The sequence below is a fragment of the Nitrosospira sp. Nsp18 genome (assembly GCF_900103145.1).
In the GTDB taxonomy this organism is placed as follows: Bacteria; Pseudomonadota; Gammaproteobacteria; order Burkholderiales; family Nitrosomonadaceae; genus Nitrosospira.
Genome location: NZ_FMWY01000004.1, coordinates 112,175 through 128,126 on the forward strand (window position 1 = coordinate 112,175; position 15,952 = coordinate 128,126).

The window sequence follows — 15,952 nt, forward strand, 5'->3', positions numbered from 1 at the left end:
AAACCATGAGCAAAACGCGCGTAGTAGTTGGTCTGTCTGGCGGGGTTGATTCATCTGTCGCCGCTTTGTTGTTGAAGCAACAGGGTTACGACGTAGTCGGCCTCTTCATGAAGAATTGGGAAGATGACGACACTGACCAATACTGCTCTTCCCGGCAGGATTTGATCGATGCCGCGTCGGTGGCGGATATCATCGGGATCCCGCTGGAAGCGGTAAATTTTTCGGTTGAGTATAAGGAGCGTGTATTCAGCCACTTTCTGGCGGAATACCAGGCCGGGAGAACGCCCAATCCGGATGTGTTATGTAACGCCGAGATCAAGTTCAAAGCATTTCTGGAACACGCTGCCGGGCTCGGCGCTAGCTTTATCGCTACCGGTCATTATGCCCAGGTGCAAAAAAAAAACGGTATGTTCCAGCTGTTGAAAGGTGAAGACGGAACCAAGGATCAGAGCTATTTTCTCTATCGTTTGAATCAAGCACAGTTATCCCGGACCTTATTTCCTATCGGCCATCTTTACAAGCGTGACGTACGCAGGATCGCCAGAGATTATAAGTTACCCAATTTTTCGAAAAAAGACAGTACCGGGATTTGTTTTATCGGTGAAAGGCCTTTCAGGGAGTTTCTCCATCGCTACCTGCCGCATGAACCGGGCGAGATAAAGACCCCGGCTGGAAACGTCGTGGGGGAGCACACCGGCTTGATGTACTACACCATCGGCCAGCGGCAGGGATTGGGCATTGGCGGGACAAGAGAGGGGGGTGGCGAACCCTGGTTCGTTTCGAACAAGGATAAAGCGCGGAATGTCCTGGTCGTGGTACAGGGCCACGATCATCCTGACTTATTCAAGTCCTCGCTTACCGCAGCCGAATTGACATGGATAAGTGGCCGTGCGCCCCATTGCAACTGGGTTTATGCGGCCAAGACCCGTTATCGCCAAGCTGATGCGCCCTGCGCAATCGCGTATGTCGATCACAGCAAATGCGAAATCGAATTTGCCCAGCCGCAGTGGGCTGTGACACCGGGGCAATCGGTTGTGGTTTACGAGAGCAAGGTATGTCTTGGGGGAGGGGTAATTACAGACGAACAGGCGAGGGAATGCGAGTAGCATTCCCTGAGCCATTCATCATGCTACCGGAACTGTCTCCATGAAGGCAGAGCGCTTTTCCAGCCTGTCGGAAAGATCGGCAAGATTGGGAAAGGTACCGCGCAAGTCAATTTGAGGAAATCGAAAAGCCAGGTATCCCAGGGCGCATCCTAATGCAATATCGCCCAACGTATAGACGTTGCCGTCACACCATTTTTTATCGCTCAGTTCGTGAGCAGCCGTTTCCAGGCCCCGCGTAACTTTTTGCTGCTGACGGGAAATCCACTCCACGCTTTGTTCCGCGTCTTTCCGTTTACGTTCGAGGAACATCGCGGCGGCAGCGTCGCAAATGCCGTCCGCTAGCGCCTCCCAGCGCTTGACCATGATTCTGCGCCGGTTGGATTCAGGAAGTAAACGGGATACTGGATTGACACTATCGAGATACTCGACAATCACGCGCGAGTCGAACAGGCTGGTGCCGTCGTCCATAATCAGCACCGGCACTTTTCCAAGCGGATTGTGATCCGATACGTGACTATCCGCGTTCCAGGGAGCTTCCAGCTCAAAAGTATAACCGATATGCTTTTCAGCCAGAACGATGCGCGTCTTGCGAACGTAAGGACTCGTGAGCGATCCGATAAGCTTCATGATCAGCCTTGAGGGGAATTATCAAAGGGCATTATATCGGCTTTCGGCAGCGCGGTGCATAGTCTGGGCTAGTGCCTATGCTAGCAGCCTGTCGGGCTTGAAGAATCGCAGTGAAAAAGTGATTGGGGGAGGACGGAATTTTGAGGATTTTGAAGGTTAATAGTTATTCTGGTGGCCGAAAAAGCGGCGAAATATGAGCCAGCCAGACGCTTTTGCAGCCGATTTCCTTTAAGGCCGACAGGCTGCTAGAATGCCCTACCGGTGACAATAACCCGGAATCAGAACATGAATTCATCTTTTCTCACCGCACTCTCCCCCCTTGATGGGCGTTATAGCGCAAAGGTCGCAGACCTGAGGCCGTACTTCAGCGAGTTCGCGCTGATCCGGTACCGTGTTCAGTTGGAAATAGAGTGGCTCAAGGCCTTGAGCAACGCAACAGGCATCGCCGAGGCCCCGCCATTTTCTCCCGCCACCGTTGCACAGCTCGATGCTCTCGCGACGAATTTTTCCGAGGCCGACGCGGAGTCGGTCAAATTTATCGAGGCAAGAACCAATCACGACGTTAAGGCGGTCGAGTACTGGCTCAGGGAGCATCTGATAAAGAATGCCGAGGCCGCGCATATCGCGCAATTCATCCATTTTGCGTGTACGTCGGAAGATATCAATAATCTTTCTCACGGATTGATGCTGATGCACAGCCGCGACAGGGTGATGCTGCCGGCATTGGAAAAAATCATCAGCAGGCTCATACAAATGGCGCATGCATTGGCTGATACGCCCATGCTCGCCCGAACGCATGGTCAGCCCGCCACCCCCACTACAGTTGGCAAGGAACTTGCCAATTTCGCATATCGCCTGCTGCGGGCGCGTAAACGGCTGGCGGGCGTGGCCATACTGGGAAAAATCAATGGCGCGGTAGGCAACTTCAACGCCCATCTCGCTTCATACCCCGCTTTCGGCTGGGAAAAATTCGCGCAGGAGTTTGTAGAAAAATTTGGCCTGAAATTTAATCCCTACACGACGCAGATCGAACCGCACGACGCAATGGCGGAGTTATTCGACGCCTATGCCCATGTCAATACAGTGCTGCTGGATTTTAATCGCGACATGTGGGGGTATATCTCTCTTGCCTACTTCAAGCAAAAAACCAGAGAAGGTGAAATTGGCTCCTCAACGATGCCGCACAAGGTTAATCCGATAGATTTCGAAAACTCCGAAGGCAATCTCGGCATCGCCAACGCCCTGTTGCGCCATTTGAGCGAGAAGCTTCCGATATCTCGCTGGCAGCGTGATCTAACGGACTCCACTGTGCTTCGCAACATGGGGGTGGCGTTGGGGCATGCATTGCTGGCATATGGCTCCTGCAGCAACGGATTGAGCAAGCTGGAAGTCAATCCGGAACGTTTGATGGAAGATCTGGAAAATGCCTGGGAAGTCTTGGCCGAGCCGATACAGACCGTAATGCGCCGCCATGGCATACCGGATTCGTATGAGCAGTTGAAAGAGTTGACTCGTGGCAAAGAGGGTATCAACAGAGATACATTGCACAAATTTATCGACAGTCTCACCCTGCCGGAAAGCGAAAAAATACGCTTATGCAAAATCATGCCGCAGAATTATATTGGCGATGCCGCTGCGCTGGCCCGAAAAATCGGCATTGAAGACAGTTGATTTCTGTGTGCCCTGATTCCTGGGTATCGGTTTTTCCCAATCTTCTTCGGCTCGACACATGGGTACAAGCCACAGGTACAAGCCGGGCGCGACGCCCGTGAGGATTCGGATCTTTCAGTAACATGCCCAAACGAGGTCTTGCTCAACCTGCCGTGGTATTCTCTAGAGCTTGAAATTGAAAAAACTATCCCGATATAGTGATGAACGAAATTAGGAGAAGCGCCATGACTGAGTTAAATCGACCCCAATCAGACCCGACGGAACTGACTGCAGCGATGGATGAAACAAGCGCGTCTGAGGCCAAAGTCAACGAAGACAAGGCACCGGAACCGGCGACGGAATCGATGCCGAGCCTGGAACAGTTACTGAAAAAAGCCGAACTCGATGCGGAGGAGCATCACGATGCATGGCTGCGCGCCAAGGCGGATGCCGAGAATATAAGAAAGCGAGCGCAAATAGACATCGCCAGCGCGCATAAATATGCAGTAGAGAATTTTTCTACTGAACTGCTCGCGGTAATGGACAGCCTGGAAGCCGCGTTGGCGGTCGAAAACGCGACGGTCGAGAATTTCAAAAGCGGGATGGAATTGACGCTCAAGCAACTGACTGCCGCTTTCGAAAAATTCAATATCAAGGTGATCAATCCGGAAGGCGCGAAATTTGATCCGCATCTGCATCAGGCTATGTGTACGGTAAATTCCGATCTCGCCCCCAACACAGTAGTACAGGTGATGCAGAAAGGTTACGTTTTGAACGACCGGGTGATTCGACCGGCATTAGTGTCTGTTTCCAAGGCCGGAGAGACTTGAAATTACAATCTTGATCCCCATTTTCTGCACAAGCGGATATTTTGCATAGTCGAATATTCGATACCAACTACTAACAAGGATCCAAATCATGGGAAAAATTATCGGCATTGACCTCGGCACCACGAACTCGTGTGTGGCTGTCATCGAAAACGGCAAGCCCAAGGTCATAGAAAATTCAGAGGGAGCGCGTACAACACCGTCCATTGTCGCCTATACGGAAGATGGCGAAATTCTGGTGGGTGCTTCAGCCAAACGTCAGGCGGTTACTAATCCCAAGAATACGTTGTTCGCGGTGAAACGCCTGATTGGACGCCGGTTCAACGAGGAGATGGTGCAAAAGGATATCAAGATGGTGCCTTACAGCATTGTAAAGGCCGATAACAATGACGCATGGATAGAGGTGCGCGGCAAGAAGATTGCCCCGCCGGAAATTTCGGCACAAGTGTTGATAAAAATGAAAAAGACCGCGGAGGACTATCTGGGTGAACCGGTTACCGAAGCCGTTATTACCGTTCCTGCGTATTTTAACGATTCCCAGCGGCAAGCGACAAAAGACGCGGGACGCATCGCCGGCCTGGAAGTCAAGCGCATCATCAATGAACCGACTGCGGCAGCCCTGGCTTTCGGCATGGATAAAAAAGAGGGTGACCGCAAGATCGCCGTGTACGATCTGGGCGGTGGCACTTTCGATATTTCCATTATCGAAATCGCGGAAGTAGAGGGTGAGCACCAGTTTGAAGTGTTGGCCACGAACGGAGATACCTTCCTGGGCGGTGAGGATTTCGACTCGCGCGTCATCGAATACCTGGTGGATGAATTCAGGAAGGAAACCGGCATAGACCTGAAAAAAGACATGCTTGCACTGCAACGTCTAAAGGATTCGGCGGAAAAAGCCAAGATTGAACTTTCATCCAGTCAGCAAACGGAGGTCAACCTGCCCTACATTACGGCGGATGCTTCGGGACCGAAACATCTCGCGGTGAGAATTACCCGGGCTAAGCTGGAAAGCCTGGTGGAAGAGTTGATCGACCGAACCATGGAACCTTGCCGGATTGCTATCAAGGACGCCGGAGTAAAGACTTCCGATATCGATGACGTTATTCTGGTGGGTGGGCAGAGCCGTATGCCCAAGGTTCAGGATAAGGTCAGGGAAATTTTCGGCAAGGAACCGCGCAAGGACGTCAATCCGGACGAAGCGGTCGCGGTTGGTGCGGCCATTCAAGGCGGCGTGCTGCAGGGTGCGGTCAAGGATGTGCTGTTGCTGGATGTTACCCCGTTGTCGCTGGGTATCGAAACGCTGGGCGGTGTAATGACCAAGTTGATTCAGAAAAACACCACTATTCCGACCAAGGCGCAACAGGTGTTTTCAACTGCCGAGGAAAATCAGACTGCCGTGACCATCCATGTACTGCAAGGTGAGCGCGAGATGGCTTCCGGCAACAAGAGCCTCGGCCAATTCAATCTGAGCGATATTCCGCCGTCACCGCGCGGCATGCCGCAGATCGAAGTGACATTCGATATCGATTCCAACGGCATACTGCACGTTTCCGCCAAGGATAAGGCGACGGGGAAGGAAAATAAAATCAAGATCCAGGCAAGCTCCGGCCTTTCGGATGAGGAAGTTCAGCGTATGGTCAAAGATGCAGAGGCGCACGCCGAAGAGGATCATAAGACGCTGGAACTGGTCACCGTCCGCAATCAGTGTGACGCCATGATTCATTCAGTGAGAAAAACATTGAAAGAGCATGGCGAAAAATTGGATGCCGATGAAAAATCCAAAATAGAAGATGCGCTGAAAGAGGCTGAGGATGCGCTGAAATCGGATAGCAAGGATGTCATCGAGGCCAAGACTCAGGCACTGGCCGAGGTTTCGCATAAACTGGCGGAGAAGATGTATTCGCAAGAGCAGGGCCAGCAGGCTCAGCCGGGCGCGGAGCATGCTTCACATGGCGGGGGCGAAAAACCTGTTGAAGGCGAGGTAGTAGATGCTGAGTTTGAAGAAGTCAAGAACAAGAAATAAGTAAGCACAGAAAACGTCAAAGCGCAGCAATGCGGAGAGCCATTCTTCTGCATTCTGCGTTTTGCCTATTACGGGAATAGGCAAAACAGTATCGGCTATCGTCTCCGCACTTCCGATTTTCCATTAAAACTGACATGAACAAACGCGATTACTATGAAGTTCTGGGCGTTAACCGCGACAGCAGCGAAGAGGATATAAAAAAAGCCTATCGCAGACTGGCGATGAAACATCATCCGGACCGCAATCCGGATAATCCCAAATCGGAAGAGCATTTCAAGGAGGCCAAGGAAGCCTACGAAATACTGTCGGACTCGAAGAAGCGCGCAGCATACGATCAGCATGGCCATGCCGGCGTGGATCCCAATATGGCGGGCGCGGGTGCCCAGGGATTTTCCGACGCATTCGGCGATATATTCGGCGACCTTTTCGGGGGGCGTGGAGGACAGGCCAATGTTTATCGCGGCGCGGACTTGCGCTATAACCTGGAAATTTCGCTGGAACAGGCGGCACGCGGAACGGAAACCAAAATCCGCATCCCGACGATGGACGCCTGCGGAACCTGCCATGGCAACGGCGCCAAGCCCGGCACTTCACCCGTTACATGCCCTACCTGTAACGGCCACGGCCAAGTCAGGATGCAGCAAGGGTTTTTCTCGATTCAACAAACCTGCCCCAAATGCCATGGAAGCGGAAAATTTATCTCGAGCCCATGCGTTACGTGCGGCGGTTCGGGACGCGTCAAGCACCATAAGACCCTATCGGTAAAGATTCCTGCCGGGGTGGACGAAGGCGACCGCATTCGTTTATCCGGAGAGGGTGAGGCTGGGGTCAACAATGGCCCTCCGGGGGATTTGTATGTTGTTATCCACCTGTCTCCTCATTCCGTCTTTCAGCGCGACCACAACGATCTGCATTGCGAAATGCCCATCAGCTTTACCACTGCCGCACTCGGCGGGGAAATTGAAATTCCTACGCTCGACGGCCACGCCAAAATCAGGATTCCGGCTGAAACCCAGAGTGGGAAAATATTCCGGCTGCGTGGCAAGGGCATCAAAGGCGTGCGCAGCAATAACCAGGGCGATCTATTATGTCATGTGGTAGTGGAGACCCCGGTCAAGCTCACGGCGCGTCAGAGAGAGTTGTTGCAGGAACTGGAAGTGATCAATCAGGAAGACGGTCCTCGCCACAGCCCCCGTGCCAAATCATGGATGGACAAGGTGCGGGAGTTTTTTGCGGAGTAATCTTCCGGCGATAAGAATAAGAAGTAGGGTGCAATAAGCGAAGTGCATTGCACCGTCAATTTGAAACATCACTTGGATAATGGTTGGTAAGGTCTTGGAAAACGCGCTTTTGATCAACCGCGCCGGATTGAAACGCAGCATTTCTGGGCGGGAGTTCGATGACGCAATGAAATTAGACGCGACTCTATAATAGTCATGCATGGCAATAGTTCGAGAAGATTCTCATACGGCGCAATGCGCTTCGCTTATTGTCGCCCTACGTCTACTGCAATTACGTTTACCGTAACGACTGCGATCTGACATTTATAACGCCTAAGAAGACTGGTTGCTCCGCTTCAGAATCTCAGGTACTTCGCCATCAATATAGAACCACTGCCCGGCCTCGCGCACAAAACGGCTGATTTCATGCAAACGACGCGCCCGACCGTCCACCTTATAGCGCGCCACAAATTCCATCAACATACTGTCCGGCTCTAGCTGTTCATGACGCCTCACTTCCAGCCCCAGCCATTTGCAGTGCGCGCTGTGCGGTTTGTTTGCAAGTTCAAGTGAAGAGGGACCTGTACTGTGGTGCCAGGTCCTCAGCAGATAATCTTCACGACCGAGGGTATAGGCGGTGTAGCGTGAGCGCATCAATGCTTCTGCAGTGGGAGCCGCTTCGCCATCATCCAGATAGCGGCCGCAGCAGCCGACGTATGTTTTGTTGCGGTCCGATGAAGAGGAGCGCGGCCGGGTTCCCTTCGTTTTCGCTGTTTCCTCTGCGCCGCGGCATGGGCAGCACATCGTTTTCGCGTCTATATCCATATCCACAGAAAGCCGCTAGATTTGTCTGAATTTCTCAAATTATTTTTTTTTGCCACAACATGACCACATGTGAGCAACGTTACGCCTGCCGCAGCGGCGGCTCATCCATCAGCGCGATCTGTTCGCGCAACTCAAGGATGCGATCCTGCCAATAGCGTTGGGTGTTGAACCACGGGAACGCCTGCTTGAAGGCGGGATCATCCCAGCGCTGCGCTAGCCACGCTGCATAATGAATCAGGCGCAGCGTGCGTAGCGCCTCGACCAGATGCAATTCGCGTTGGTCGAAATCACAAAAATCCTCATATCCGGCCAACACGTCGCTCAATTGCCGTACCATATCGGAGCGGTCCCCCGACAACAACATCCACAGGTCCTGCACTGCCGGTCCCATGCGGCTGTCATCAAAATCCACAAAATGCGGACCGTCGTCCGTCCAAAGCACATTGCCCGCATGACAGTCACCATGCAGGCGCAAGGCATTCACGTCACCCGCGCGCGCAAAGCAGTGGCTAACGCCATCCAGCGCCTGATTCACCGCACTGCGATAGGCTGCATTGAGATCGGCCGGAATGAATTCATGCGTTAGCAAATAGTCCCGCGGTTGTTCGCCGAAGCTGGCTATATCCAGTGAGGGACGTTCCCGAAACGGCTTGAGTGCGCCAATGGCGTGGATGCGTCCGAGGAATCGCCCCATCCACTCCAGCGTGTGGCGGTTTTCCAGTTCGGGGGCACGGCCACCATGTTTTGGAAAAACAGCGAAGCGGAATCCTTCAAAATTATGCAGGGTTTTTCCATTCAGCACCAGCGCGGGCACGACGGGGATTTCGCGCTCGGCCAACTCCTGAACGAAGGCGTGTTCTTCCAATATCGCGGCGTCCGTCCAGCGTTCGGGGCGATAAAATTTTGCCACCAGCGGCGCGCTCTCTTCCATGCCGATCTGATAGACACGGTTCTCGTAGCTGTTGAGCGCCAACAGGCGGCCATCGCTGTAGAAGCCCACGCTTTCCAGCGCGTTCAACACACAATCGGGAGGGAGTGTAGAAAAATTTCGGGGCGGGTTACTCGTTTTTATCACTTCCAAACACTCAAGATGATGCGGTGCCGGTTTTCTTTTTTCACCGGGTGGGGGTTGCGTGCTGCAGTTTTTCAATTCGGAAGGACTATACCGTAAACGACTGGTGAGTTGCTACTTGCAGTATTCGTATTCAGGAGTGAAATAATGGTGTCTGGCCCTGAGGGGCCTTCCCGGTTGCTTGAGGTCGAAAGCCATGGGATAGCCAGGCGTCCATCGAGGAAAGCTCCATAAAACTTTCGATACTGGTTTCCCGCAAGGGCTTGTTGGTGGGAAGATGGCGGGTCCACACCAAGACCATGAGCACATGCATACTGTGTCAGGTTGGCGAATTTCAGCTTGTGGCGTGTCAGACCCGCCTTCAAAAATCCGGTTTGCTTTCTTTTCAAAATACAAACCTGCGGCTTGAATTTAGGCTACCACGGTACTATGCATAATAGCCATGGCTGATATTAGACGAGGTGTGCCGATATCGGATTCTCATGCGTGTTCTTTGATTCAACAAATTTTTTAGCTTTAAGATAAACCCTTAGCCCAATCTTTTCTCTTACGGCGCTTATTGAGATCATATCGCCTCCGAGCGATAGCGCTACCTAAAAAATACCATCTTCGCCAGGGAGGTAGCCTGGTCATCGCTGTGCGGCTTACCATTGCTATACGGCCAACCTATACGGCCAACCGCTTCTTCATTGGAGTCAAATAATGGATAAAGGTGTTTGTGTGATTGTAGGTGCCGGTCCTGGTAACGGTGCCGCTATTGGCGCGCGGTTTGCGGAAGATGGCTATCGGGTGGCGCTTTGCGCCCGCAATAAAGAGAAACTGAATAAAATCGCCGGGAAGATCAAGGGTTCTCGTGCATTTCAATATGATGTCAAGGATACGGAGACGGCATCCGAGGTTTTTGCGGAAATCCGCCAGCAGTTCGGCCCGGTGGAAGTTCTAATATACAACGCTGGCGCCGGCGCATTTCAAAACATAGATGACGCGACACTGGAAAGTTTTCAGGACGCTTGGGAAGTCAATTGCCGCGGGTTGTTCCAGACAGTAAAAGAAGTGCTTCCGGATATGCGAGCTGCGGGAACCGGTAATATAGTCATTATCGGCGCGACCGCATCAATTAAAGGCGGCGCCAACTTTGCTCCTTTTGCGTCTGCGAAAGCGGGTCAGCGCGGCCTCGCCCAATCATTGGCGCGGTATCTCGACCCTGAAAGGATTCACGTCAGCTACGTGATTCTAGACGGTATACTGAATTTGCAGCGAACCCGGCAGCACATGGAAGGCAAACCTGACGAATTCTTCATGGAACCCTCTCAGATAGCGGAAACTGTTTACTTCCTTACGCAACAGCAATCACAGGCTTGGACCTTCGAGCTTGATCTTCGGCCTTTCGGAGAGAAATGGTGAAAGAGGAAATTGCTTGATTTACAGGATGTTGAAATTTCCACTGATTCGTTTGGCTACCGACCATTGATGACGACGAAATGGATGAGAAGCGTTTGGTCACCGCATAGCGACCGAATGCATCAACCAGCGCCGGTTTCATTATTGACGAGGATTGCGGAAAGTTTCCTATGCATTATGGGTGGCTCACCGCCATCCAAAAATGGGTGCATAGAGCAATGGGACAGCGCCATCGCAGAGCGCAGGTCGGCAATGTTCACGAACATGAAAATCGATCACCGATCACGTGTAGATTTCGATCCCCATCTCGCCCATGGATGCACGTGTTACCGGTGCTGCGAGCGGTGGTTGAGGCCACATCGCAATTACTTCTCCTGAGGCACTAGGATTCTGATGGGGTAATTTTAACCTGTTGCCTCCAAAACTCCGGAATATCCGCCCGATATCGTCGCATCACCAGGTTGGCCACTAGCCCGGTCCATCCGGTTTGATGGGCGGCGCCCAGCCCCTGACCGGTCTCGCCATGAAAAAATTCATGGAACAGCAGCAGGTCGCGCCAGTGAGGGTCGGCCTGATGGGGGCTGTTTTCGGGAAAGGCCGGGATCAGACCGGATTCATCTTCGCGGAAAATATCCGCAAGCCGGTCCGCCAGCATGTTTGCCGCATATCTAAGATTGATTTCGTACCCGTTCAGGCAAGGTGCCGGAAAAGTAAAAGCATCGCCCAGGTAACGGTGCATTTTTTCAATAGCCTGAACCAGCAAATAATTGGTTGGCATCCATACCGGTCCGCGCCAGTTGGAATTGCCGCCGAAGAGTCCAGATTCGGATTCGCCTGGCACATAGCGAATAACGGCCTTGCCGATGCCAGGGATATGGCCCAGATTTCGTTCTGCGGCGTGGCGCTTTGAAACGCTCCTCACGCCATACGGGGAAAAGAATTCCTCTTCGTCAAAAATACGCGGCAGCATTTTCACGAACATGGACGGGGTTACCAGCGATAACAAGTGCTCACCGCGCTCGTTCGTATCTACAGGGCACGCGCATATGACGCTTCCGTCGAACATGCCGCCTTTGTGCTCCCAGAGCAAGGCGTTAAAGCGCTTCCTGTTTGCAAGCAAGCGCGCATCCACGACCTCGCATGCAAATAGCGGAATGATGCCGACCCAGGAAAAAACATCGATACGATGTATGTCGCCGTTCGGTTCAACCACGAGATCCTTGAAGAAGCCATCCACATTGTCCCATAGCGATACACCCGCACCGGTATGGCCGGCTATCGTATTGGCAATCGCCAAAAACTGGCTGTACGATTGAATTGCGATATTTTCATAGGCTGGGTCCTCAACGGCAATTTCCAGGGCCATCACCGTGATTTGCAGGGAAAACATCGCCATCCAGCCGGTCGCATCTGCCTGCTTCAGCGTATAGCCTGGGTCTAGCGGCTCGGAGCGATCGTACACCGATATATTGTCCATCCCAAGAAAGCCGCCTTCGAATACGTTCATGCTGTCAGCATCCTTGAGGTTGATCCACCAGGTGTGATTCAGCAACAGCTTGTGCAGCACGCGTTTGAGAAAACCGATGTCACCCCGGCCGCGTTGCACGCGCTCGGCTCGGAATACCTTAAGGGCTCCCATGGCGTGTACCGGCGGATTCACGTCGCCGAGCGCCCATTCATAAGCAGGAATCTGGCCGTTGGGGTGTAGATAGTTTTCATTTAGCAGCAGCTCGATTTGCTCCTTGGCGAAATCCACGTCGATGAGCGCTAGCGGTGCACAGTGGAAAGCGAGGTCCCAAGCCGCAAACCAGGGATATTCCCAGGCATCGGGCACGGAAATGACATGGCTTGCCTTGAGATGGCGCCAGTTGTGGTTGCGTCCGTGCTTCCTCGAAGGGGGCGGCGCTGCCTGGTCGCCTTTCAGCCAGTCGGAAACATCATAGTGAAAGAACTGCTTGTTCCATATCATGCCCGCTAATGCCTGCCGCAGGATGCGTTTATCCTGATCGGCAGCTTCAGGTAGCAAGGTCGCGAAAAAAGCGTCGGCTTCTGCACAACGCTGGGAAAAAATCTCGTCGTGACACACGAATGGTTGAGGCCGCGCGGCGGCCGACAATACCAGATCGATCGTTTCGGTCTTGCCTGGCGCAATAGTGAGTTTATGAACTGCCCCAAATTTCGTTCCCTGCTGGGCCGTATTTACTGCCGTCAGTTCACCATCCACCACGTAGCGGTGAAATGCGTCTTTAACATAAGGCCCGGCGTTGGGCGTGCTCCACAGGCGGGAGTTGTTGCTCTCATTTTCGGTATAAAGGAGGTCGGCTTGCTGCCGCCCGTAGAGATTGTAATTTCCCAGCGCCGGATGCTCCGCCATAACCGCCCAGGCAGCGCCTTCAGGCGCGGGCATGGTGTGCAAGACCGGTTTTACTTCACCTTTTTCCGACCACGACCAATAATTTCGAAACCAGAGTTGTGGCAACAGCCATAGGACGGCTTCGTCTGATCCGCGATTACTGGCGAGTATGCGGATGTGCAACTCGTCGGGAGATGCTTTTGCATAGAATACTTCTACATCCCAATAGCGTCCATCGGCGAAAGCGCCGCTATCAATCAAACCAAAAGGGGGATCCTTGCGTGAACGGCGAGCGTTTTCCTCTACTAGTCGAGTATAGGGGAATGGGGACTGTGGATATTTGTAGAGGTAATGGAGCCAGGAATGCGAAGGTGTCGCGTCAGGATAGAAATAGCATTCTTTTACATCTTCGCCCCGATTGCCCTGGTTGCCGGTAAGGCCGAAAGCACGTTCTTTGAGAATGGAATCCTTGCCGTTCCATAGCGCCAAGCCGAAACAGAGATGCTGTGCCTCGTCGGAAATCCCGCCCAGGCCATCCTCATTCCAGCGATAGGCGCGGGAGCGGGATTGATCGTGATCAAAGTATTCCCAAGCGGTGCCGTCCGGACTATAATCTTCGCGAACCGTGCCCCAGGCACGCTCGGACAGATATGGCCCCCACAAGCGCCAATTTTCCATGCCCTGCCGCTGGTTTTCAAGTCGTTGTTTTTCGCAATCCAGCAGTGGGGACATAGGCGTTACTCCTCTTTTTGCTTGCCGCGCCAGATACTCTCCAGCTTGACCCAGGCTTCCAGTACGCAGGCCACGCTCCATGCTTGTGGCAGAGCGCCGCGCGATGTATGAGGCGGTTCGCCGTCGAAAATTTCTGACAAGGTGCCCAGTCCCGCATCCAGCAGGTGATCACGAAGGAGAGCCTGCCGGGATTGAGCCAACCCGGCATCCCCTGGTGACCCGGTACTCCTCCATCGCAACAGATTGCACAGCCGAAGTGAACGAATTTGGGCAGTTCCATCTTCGCTACTTCAAATGCACAACACGTGAGAATCTTTCTTTGCTTATGTCTTTAGTTCGTTTTCAGCTCGGCTGTCAGGTGCGGCGCAATCACCTGCAGCAGCTGTCCGAAAATTCTCGGATTTCCCGCCAGCACGTTGCCGCTCTGCAAATAAGAGTCGTTGCCTTCCATATCACCCACGAGTCCGCCAGCTTCGGTAATAAGAAGGCAACCGGCTGCCATATCCCAGGGAGAGAGCCCGAATTCCCAGAAGCCGTCATAGCGGCCCGCGGCCACATAGGCCAGGTCCAGCGCGGCCGAGCCCGGGCGGCGAATGCCGGCCACCCTGGGCATGATATCCTTGAACATGGCAAGATAGGCTTCAGCGTGCGTAAATTCGCGAAATGGAAAACCGGTGCCAATCAGGGAATCAGCGAGCTGGGCGCGCTTGCTCACACGAAGACGATGATCGTTTAGATAGGCACCCGCGCCACGACTGGCAGTAAATAGCTCATTAGCGGCCGGATTGTAGACAACTGCCTGAAACAGTATGTTTTTATGCATCAGTCCGATGGATACCGAATAATGTGGAAAGCCGTGGAGAAAATTGGTGGTGCCATCGAGTGGGTCGATAATCCACTGGTACTCGGATTTACTGGCATCACCTTGAGCCCCGCTTTCTTCTGCTAGAATGGAATGATTGGGATAGGCATCCAGCAGTATTCCGATAATGGCCTCTTCAGCAGCGCCATCCACTTCACTGACAAAATCGCTGTGCGCTTTACGCGAGACGTGCAGCAAGTCGAGATTCTGCGCGGCACGATTGATGATACTGCCTGCGCGGCGTGCGGCTTTTACCGCAATGGTGAGCATAGGGTGCATTGGCTGGATTCAGAGTTGGACGAGCGTGAATCTTAACCTAAATCCGGCGCTAAGGCGGATGGAGTGTTCGATTTGCCCCTGTAAAGGCTCAGCTCGCCGGGCAAGGTGAAGGTCACGTGGTGCGAAAAGTCCTTGTGCTCAGCACTAAACCGAATGAACCACCCATTACTTGATTTAGACTCGATATGAATCCTGACGATCCGCTGGATAATGTTCGCGTGGTGTTAAGCCATACCAGTCATCCCGGCAATATCGGCGCGGCGGCGAGAGCGATGAAAACGATGGGGCTGGATTCGCTTTACCTGGTGAATCCAAAGTCGTTTCCCGACAAGGAAGCGGAAAGACGTGCCGCCGGTGCCTGGAGCGTGCTCAACAATGCCAAGGTTTGCCGGAATCTTGACGAGGCTCTGAGCGGCACGGTTCTGGCAGCGGCCATTACTGCACGCCACCGTGATCTTTCGCATGAAATCTTTGATGCTCGCGGCGGCGCGCTGGAGTTACTCGGTCATGCGCGACAAAATCCGGTAGCACTGGTTTTTGGTACGGAAATGTCCGGTCTCACTACGTCGGAAGTGAGTAAGTGTCAAATTATTCTGCATATTCCCGCAAATCCCGAATATTCTTCCCTTAATCTCGCTAGCGCTGTGCAATTGATGGCGTATGAATTACGCATGGCGCTGCCATCAATCGAGCCTTTACCAACGGTTGGCGTGCCAGCAGGCTTCGAGGAAATTGAATTACTTTACCATCACCTGGAGCGGGTCGCGATCAATAGCGGTTTTCTAGATCCGCAGGAACCAAAACGGTTGATGCAGCGGATCCGACGGATGTTTGCCCGTGCCCGCCTGGAAAAGGAAGAAGTAAATATTTTGCGCGGTATGCTTGGCGCCTGCGAAAAACAGGTACAGGCAGCGCATCAGCCCATTTCTTCCAACGGCTCGACCGCCTCTCCAGGACATCTGGATTAGAATCTGT

13 protein-coding genes are annotated in these 15,952 nt (G+C 53.1%); 7 read left to right on the forward strand and 6 right to left on the reverse strand.

Annotated features, from left to right (window positions below; genetic code table 11):
- Window positions 1–5: 5 nt before the first annotated feature.
- Window positions 6–1,106, forward strand: coding sequence for a tRNA 2-thiouridine(34) synthase MnmA (gene mnmA / locus BLS94_RS03070; protein ID WP_090957712.1), 1,101 nt, complete (start codon window positions 6–8; stop codon window positions 1,104–1,106).
- A gap of 18 nt (window positions 1,107–1,124) precedes the next feature.
- Here the strand turns inward: mnmA and BLS94_RS03075 are convergent, their stop codons facing one another.
- The gene (locus BLS94_RS03075; RefSeq protein WP_090957713.1) at window positions 1,125–1,733 is read right to left on the reverse strand and encodes a glutathione S-transferase; all 609 of its coding nucleotides are present in this window, start codon (window positions 1,731–1,733) and stop codon (window positions 1,125–1,127) included.
- Window positions 1,734–2,018: 285 nt separating this feature from the next.
- Here BLS94_RS03075 and purB point away from each other — a divergent pair, with 285 nt between their 5' ends.
- The 4 genes from purB (at window position 2,019) to dnaJ (ending at window position 7,474) form a co-directional block, all read left to right on the forward strand.
- Window positions 2,019–3,404: an adenylosuccinate lyase gene (purB, locus tag BLS94_RS03080; protein ID WP_090957714.1), complete on the forward strand. Its 1,386-nt coding sequence runs from the start codon at window positions 2,019–2,021 to the stop codon at window positions 3,402–3,404.
- A 224-nt stretch (window positions 3,405–3,628) separates the two neighbouring features.
- Window positions 3,629–4,213, forward strand: a complete 585-nt coding sequence (gene grpE, locus BLS94_RS03085) for a nucleotide exchange factor GrpE (protein ID WP_090957715.1) — start codon at window positions 3,629–3,631, stop codon at window positions 4,211–4,213.
- A gap of 88 nt (window positions 4,214–4,301) precedes the next feature.
- Entirely contained in the window at window positions 4,302–6,233 is a 1,932-nt protein-coding gene (dnaK, locus tag BLS94_RS03090; RefSeq protein WP_090957716.1) for a molecular chaperone DnaK, read from the forward strand.
- A 134-nt stretch (window positions 6,234–6,367) separates the two neighbouring features.
- The gene (gene dnaJ / locus BLS94_RS03095) at window positions 6,368–7,474 is read left to right on the forward strand and encodes a molecular chaperone DnaJ (protein WP_090957717.1); all 1,107 of its coding nucleotides are present in this window, start codon (window positions 6,368–6,370) and stop codon (window positions 7,472–7,474) included.
- 312 nt (window positions 7,475–7,786) lie between these two features.
- On the opposite strand, the gene BLS94_RS03100 is transcribed toward dnaJ, so the two are convergent.
- Window positions 7,787–8,278, reverse strand: coding sequence for a YchJ family protein (locus BLS94_RS03100; RefSeq protein WP_090957718.1), 492 nt, complete (start codon window positions 8,276–8,278; stop codon window positions 7,787–7,789).
- 79 nt (window positions 8,279–8,357) lie between these two features.
- Entirely contained in the window at window positions 8,358–9,353 is a 996-nt protein-coding gene (locus tag BLS94_RS03105) for a serine/threonine protein kinase (RefSeq protein WP_371130208.1), read from the reverse strand.
- A gap of 699 nt (window positions 9,354–10,052) precedes the next feature.
- On the opposite strand from BLS94_RS03105, the gene BLS94_RS03110 reads away from it, so the two are divergent.
- Window positions 10,053–10,754, forward strand: a complete 702-nt coding sequence (locus tag BLS94_RS03110; protein ID WP_072767214.1) for an SDR family NAD(P)-dependent oxidoreductase — start codon at window positions 10,053–10,055, stop codon at window positions 10,752–10,754.
- A gap of 379 nt (window positions 10,755–11,133) precedes the next feature.
- Here the strand turns inward: BLS94_RS03110 and BLS94_RS03115 are convergent, their stop codons facing one another.
- From BLS94_RS03115 to BLS94_RS03125, 3 genes are all read right to left on the reverse strand, one after another.
- On the reverse strand, window positions 11,134–13,836 hold the full coding sequence (locus tag BLS94_RS03115) for an MGH1-like glycoside hydrolase domain-containing protein (RefSeq protein ID WP_090957719.1): 2,703 nt from the start codon (window positions 13,834–13,836) through the stop codon (window positions 11,134–11,136).
- Between the two features lie 5 nt (window positions 13,837–13,841).
- Window positions 13,842–14,036 (reverse strand): amylo-alpha-1,6-glucosidase, encoded by a 195-nt coding sequence (locus tag BLS94_RS03120; RefSeq protein ID WP_256325265.1) that lies wholly within the window; start codon window positions 14,034–14,036, stop codon window positions 13,842–13,844.
- 131 nt (window positions 14,037–14,167) lie between these two features.
- Window positions 14,168–14,977 (reverse strand): inositol monophosphatase family protein, encoded by an 810-nt coding sequence (locus tag BLS94_RS03125; protein WP_072767212.1) that lies wholly within the window; start codon window positions 14,975–14,977, stop codon window positions 14,168–14,170.
- A gap of 185 nt (window positions 14,978–15,162) precedes the next feature.
- On the opposite strand from BLS94_RS03125, the gene BLS94_RS03130 reads away from it, so the two are divergent.
- Window positions 15,163–15,945, forward strand: a complete 783-nt coding sequence (locus BLS94_RS03130; protein ID WP_090957720.1) for an RNA methyltransferase — start codon at window positions 15,163–15,165, stop codon at window positions 15,943–15,945.
- Window positions 15,946–15,952 lie beyond the last annotated feature (7 nt).

Excerpts from the sequence above, each read along its gene's own strand:
- dnaJ (WP_090957717.1), top strand. The coding sequence starts at position 6,368 with ATGAACAAACGCGATTACTATGAAGTTCTGGGCGTTAACCGCGACAGC.
- BLS94_RS03110 (WP_072767214.1), top strand. The coding sequence starts at position 10,053 with ATGGATAAAGGTGTTTGTGTGATTGTAGGTGCCGGTCCTGGTAACGGT.
- BLS94_RS03125 (WP_072767212.1), bottom strand. The coding sequence starts at position 14,977 with ATGCACCCTATGCTCACCATTGCGGTAAAAGCCGCACGCCGCGCAGGC.
- BLS94_RS03130 (WP_090957720.1), top strand. The coding sequence starts at position 15,163 with ATGAATCCTGACGATCCGCTGGATAATGTTCGCGTGGTGTTAAGCCAT.
- BLS94_RS03100 (WP_090957718.1), bottom strand. The coding sequence starts at position 8,278 with ATGGATATAGACGCGAAAACGATGTGCTGCCCATGCCGCGGCGCAGAG.
- BLS94_RS03075 (WP_090957713.1), bottom strand. The coding sequence starts at position 1,733 with ATGAAGCTTATCGGATCGCTCACGAGTCCTTACGTTCGCAAGACGCGC.
- BLS94_RS03115 (WP_090957719.1), bottom strand. The coding sequence starts at position 13,836 with ATGTCCCCACTGCTGGATTGCGAAAAACAACGACTTGAAAACCAGCGG.
- grpE (WP_090957715.1), top strand. The coding sequence starts at position 3,629 with ATGACTGAGTTAAATCGACCCCAATCAGACCCGACGGAACTGACTGCA.
- mnmA (WP_090957712.1), top strand. The coding sequence starts at position 6 with ATGAGCAAAACGCGCGTAGTAGTTGGTCTGTCTGGCGGGGTTGATTCA.
- purB (WP_090957714.1), top strand. The coding sequence starts at position 2,019 with ATGAATTCATCTTTTCTCACCGCACTCTCCCCCCTTGATGGGCGTTAT.
- dnaK (WP_090957716.1), top strand. The coding sequence starts at position 4,302 with ATGGGAAAAATTATCGGCATTGACCTCGGCACCACGAACTCGTGTGTG.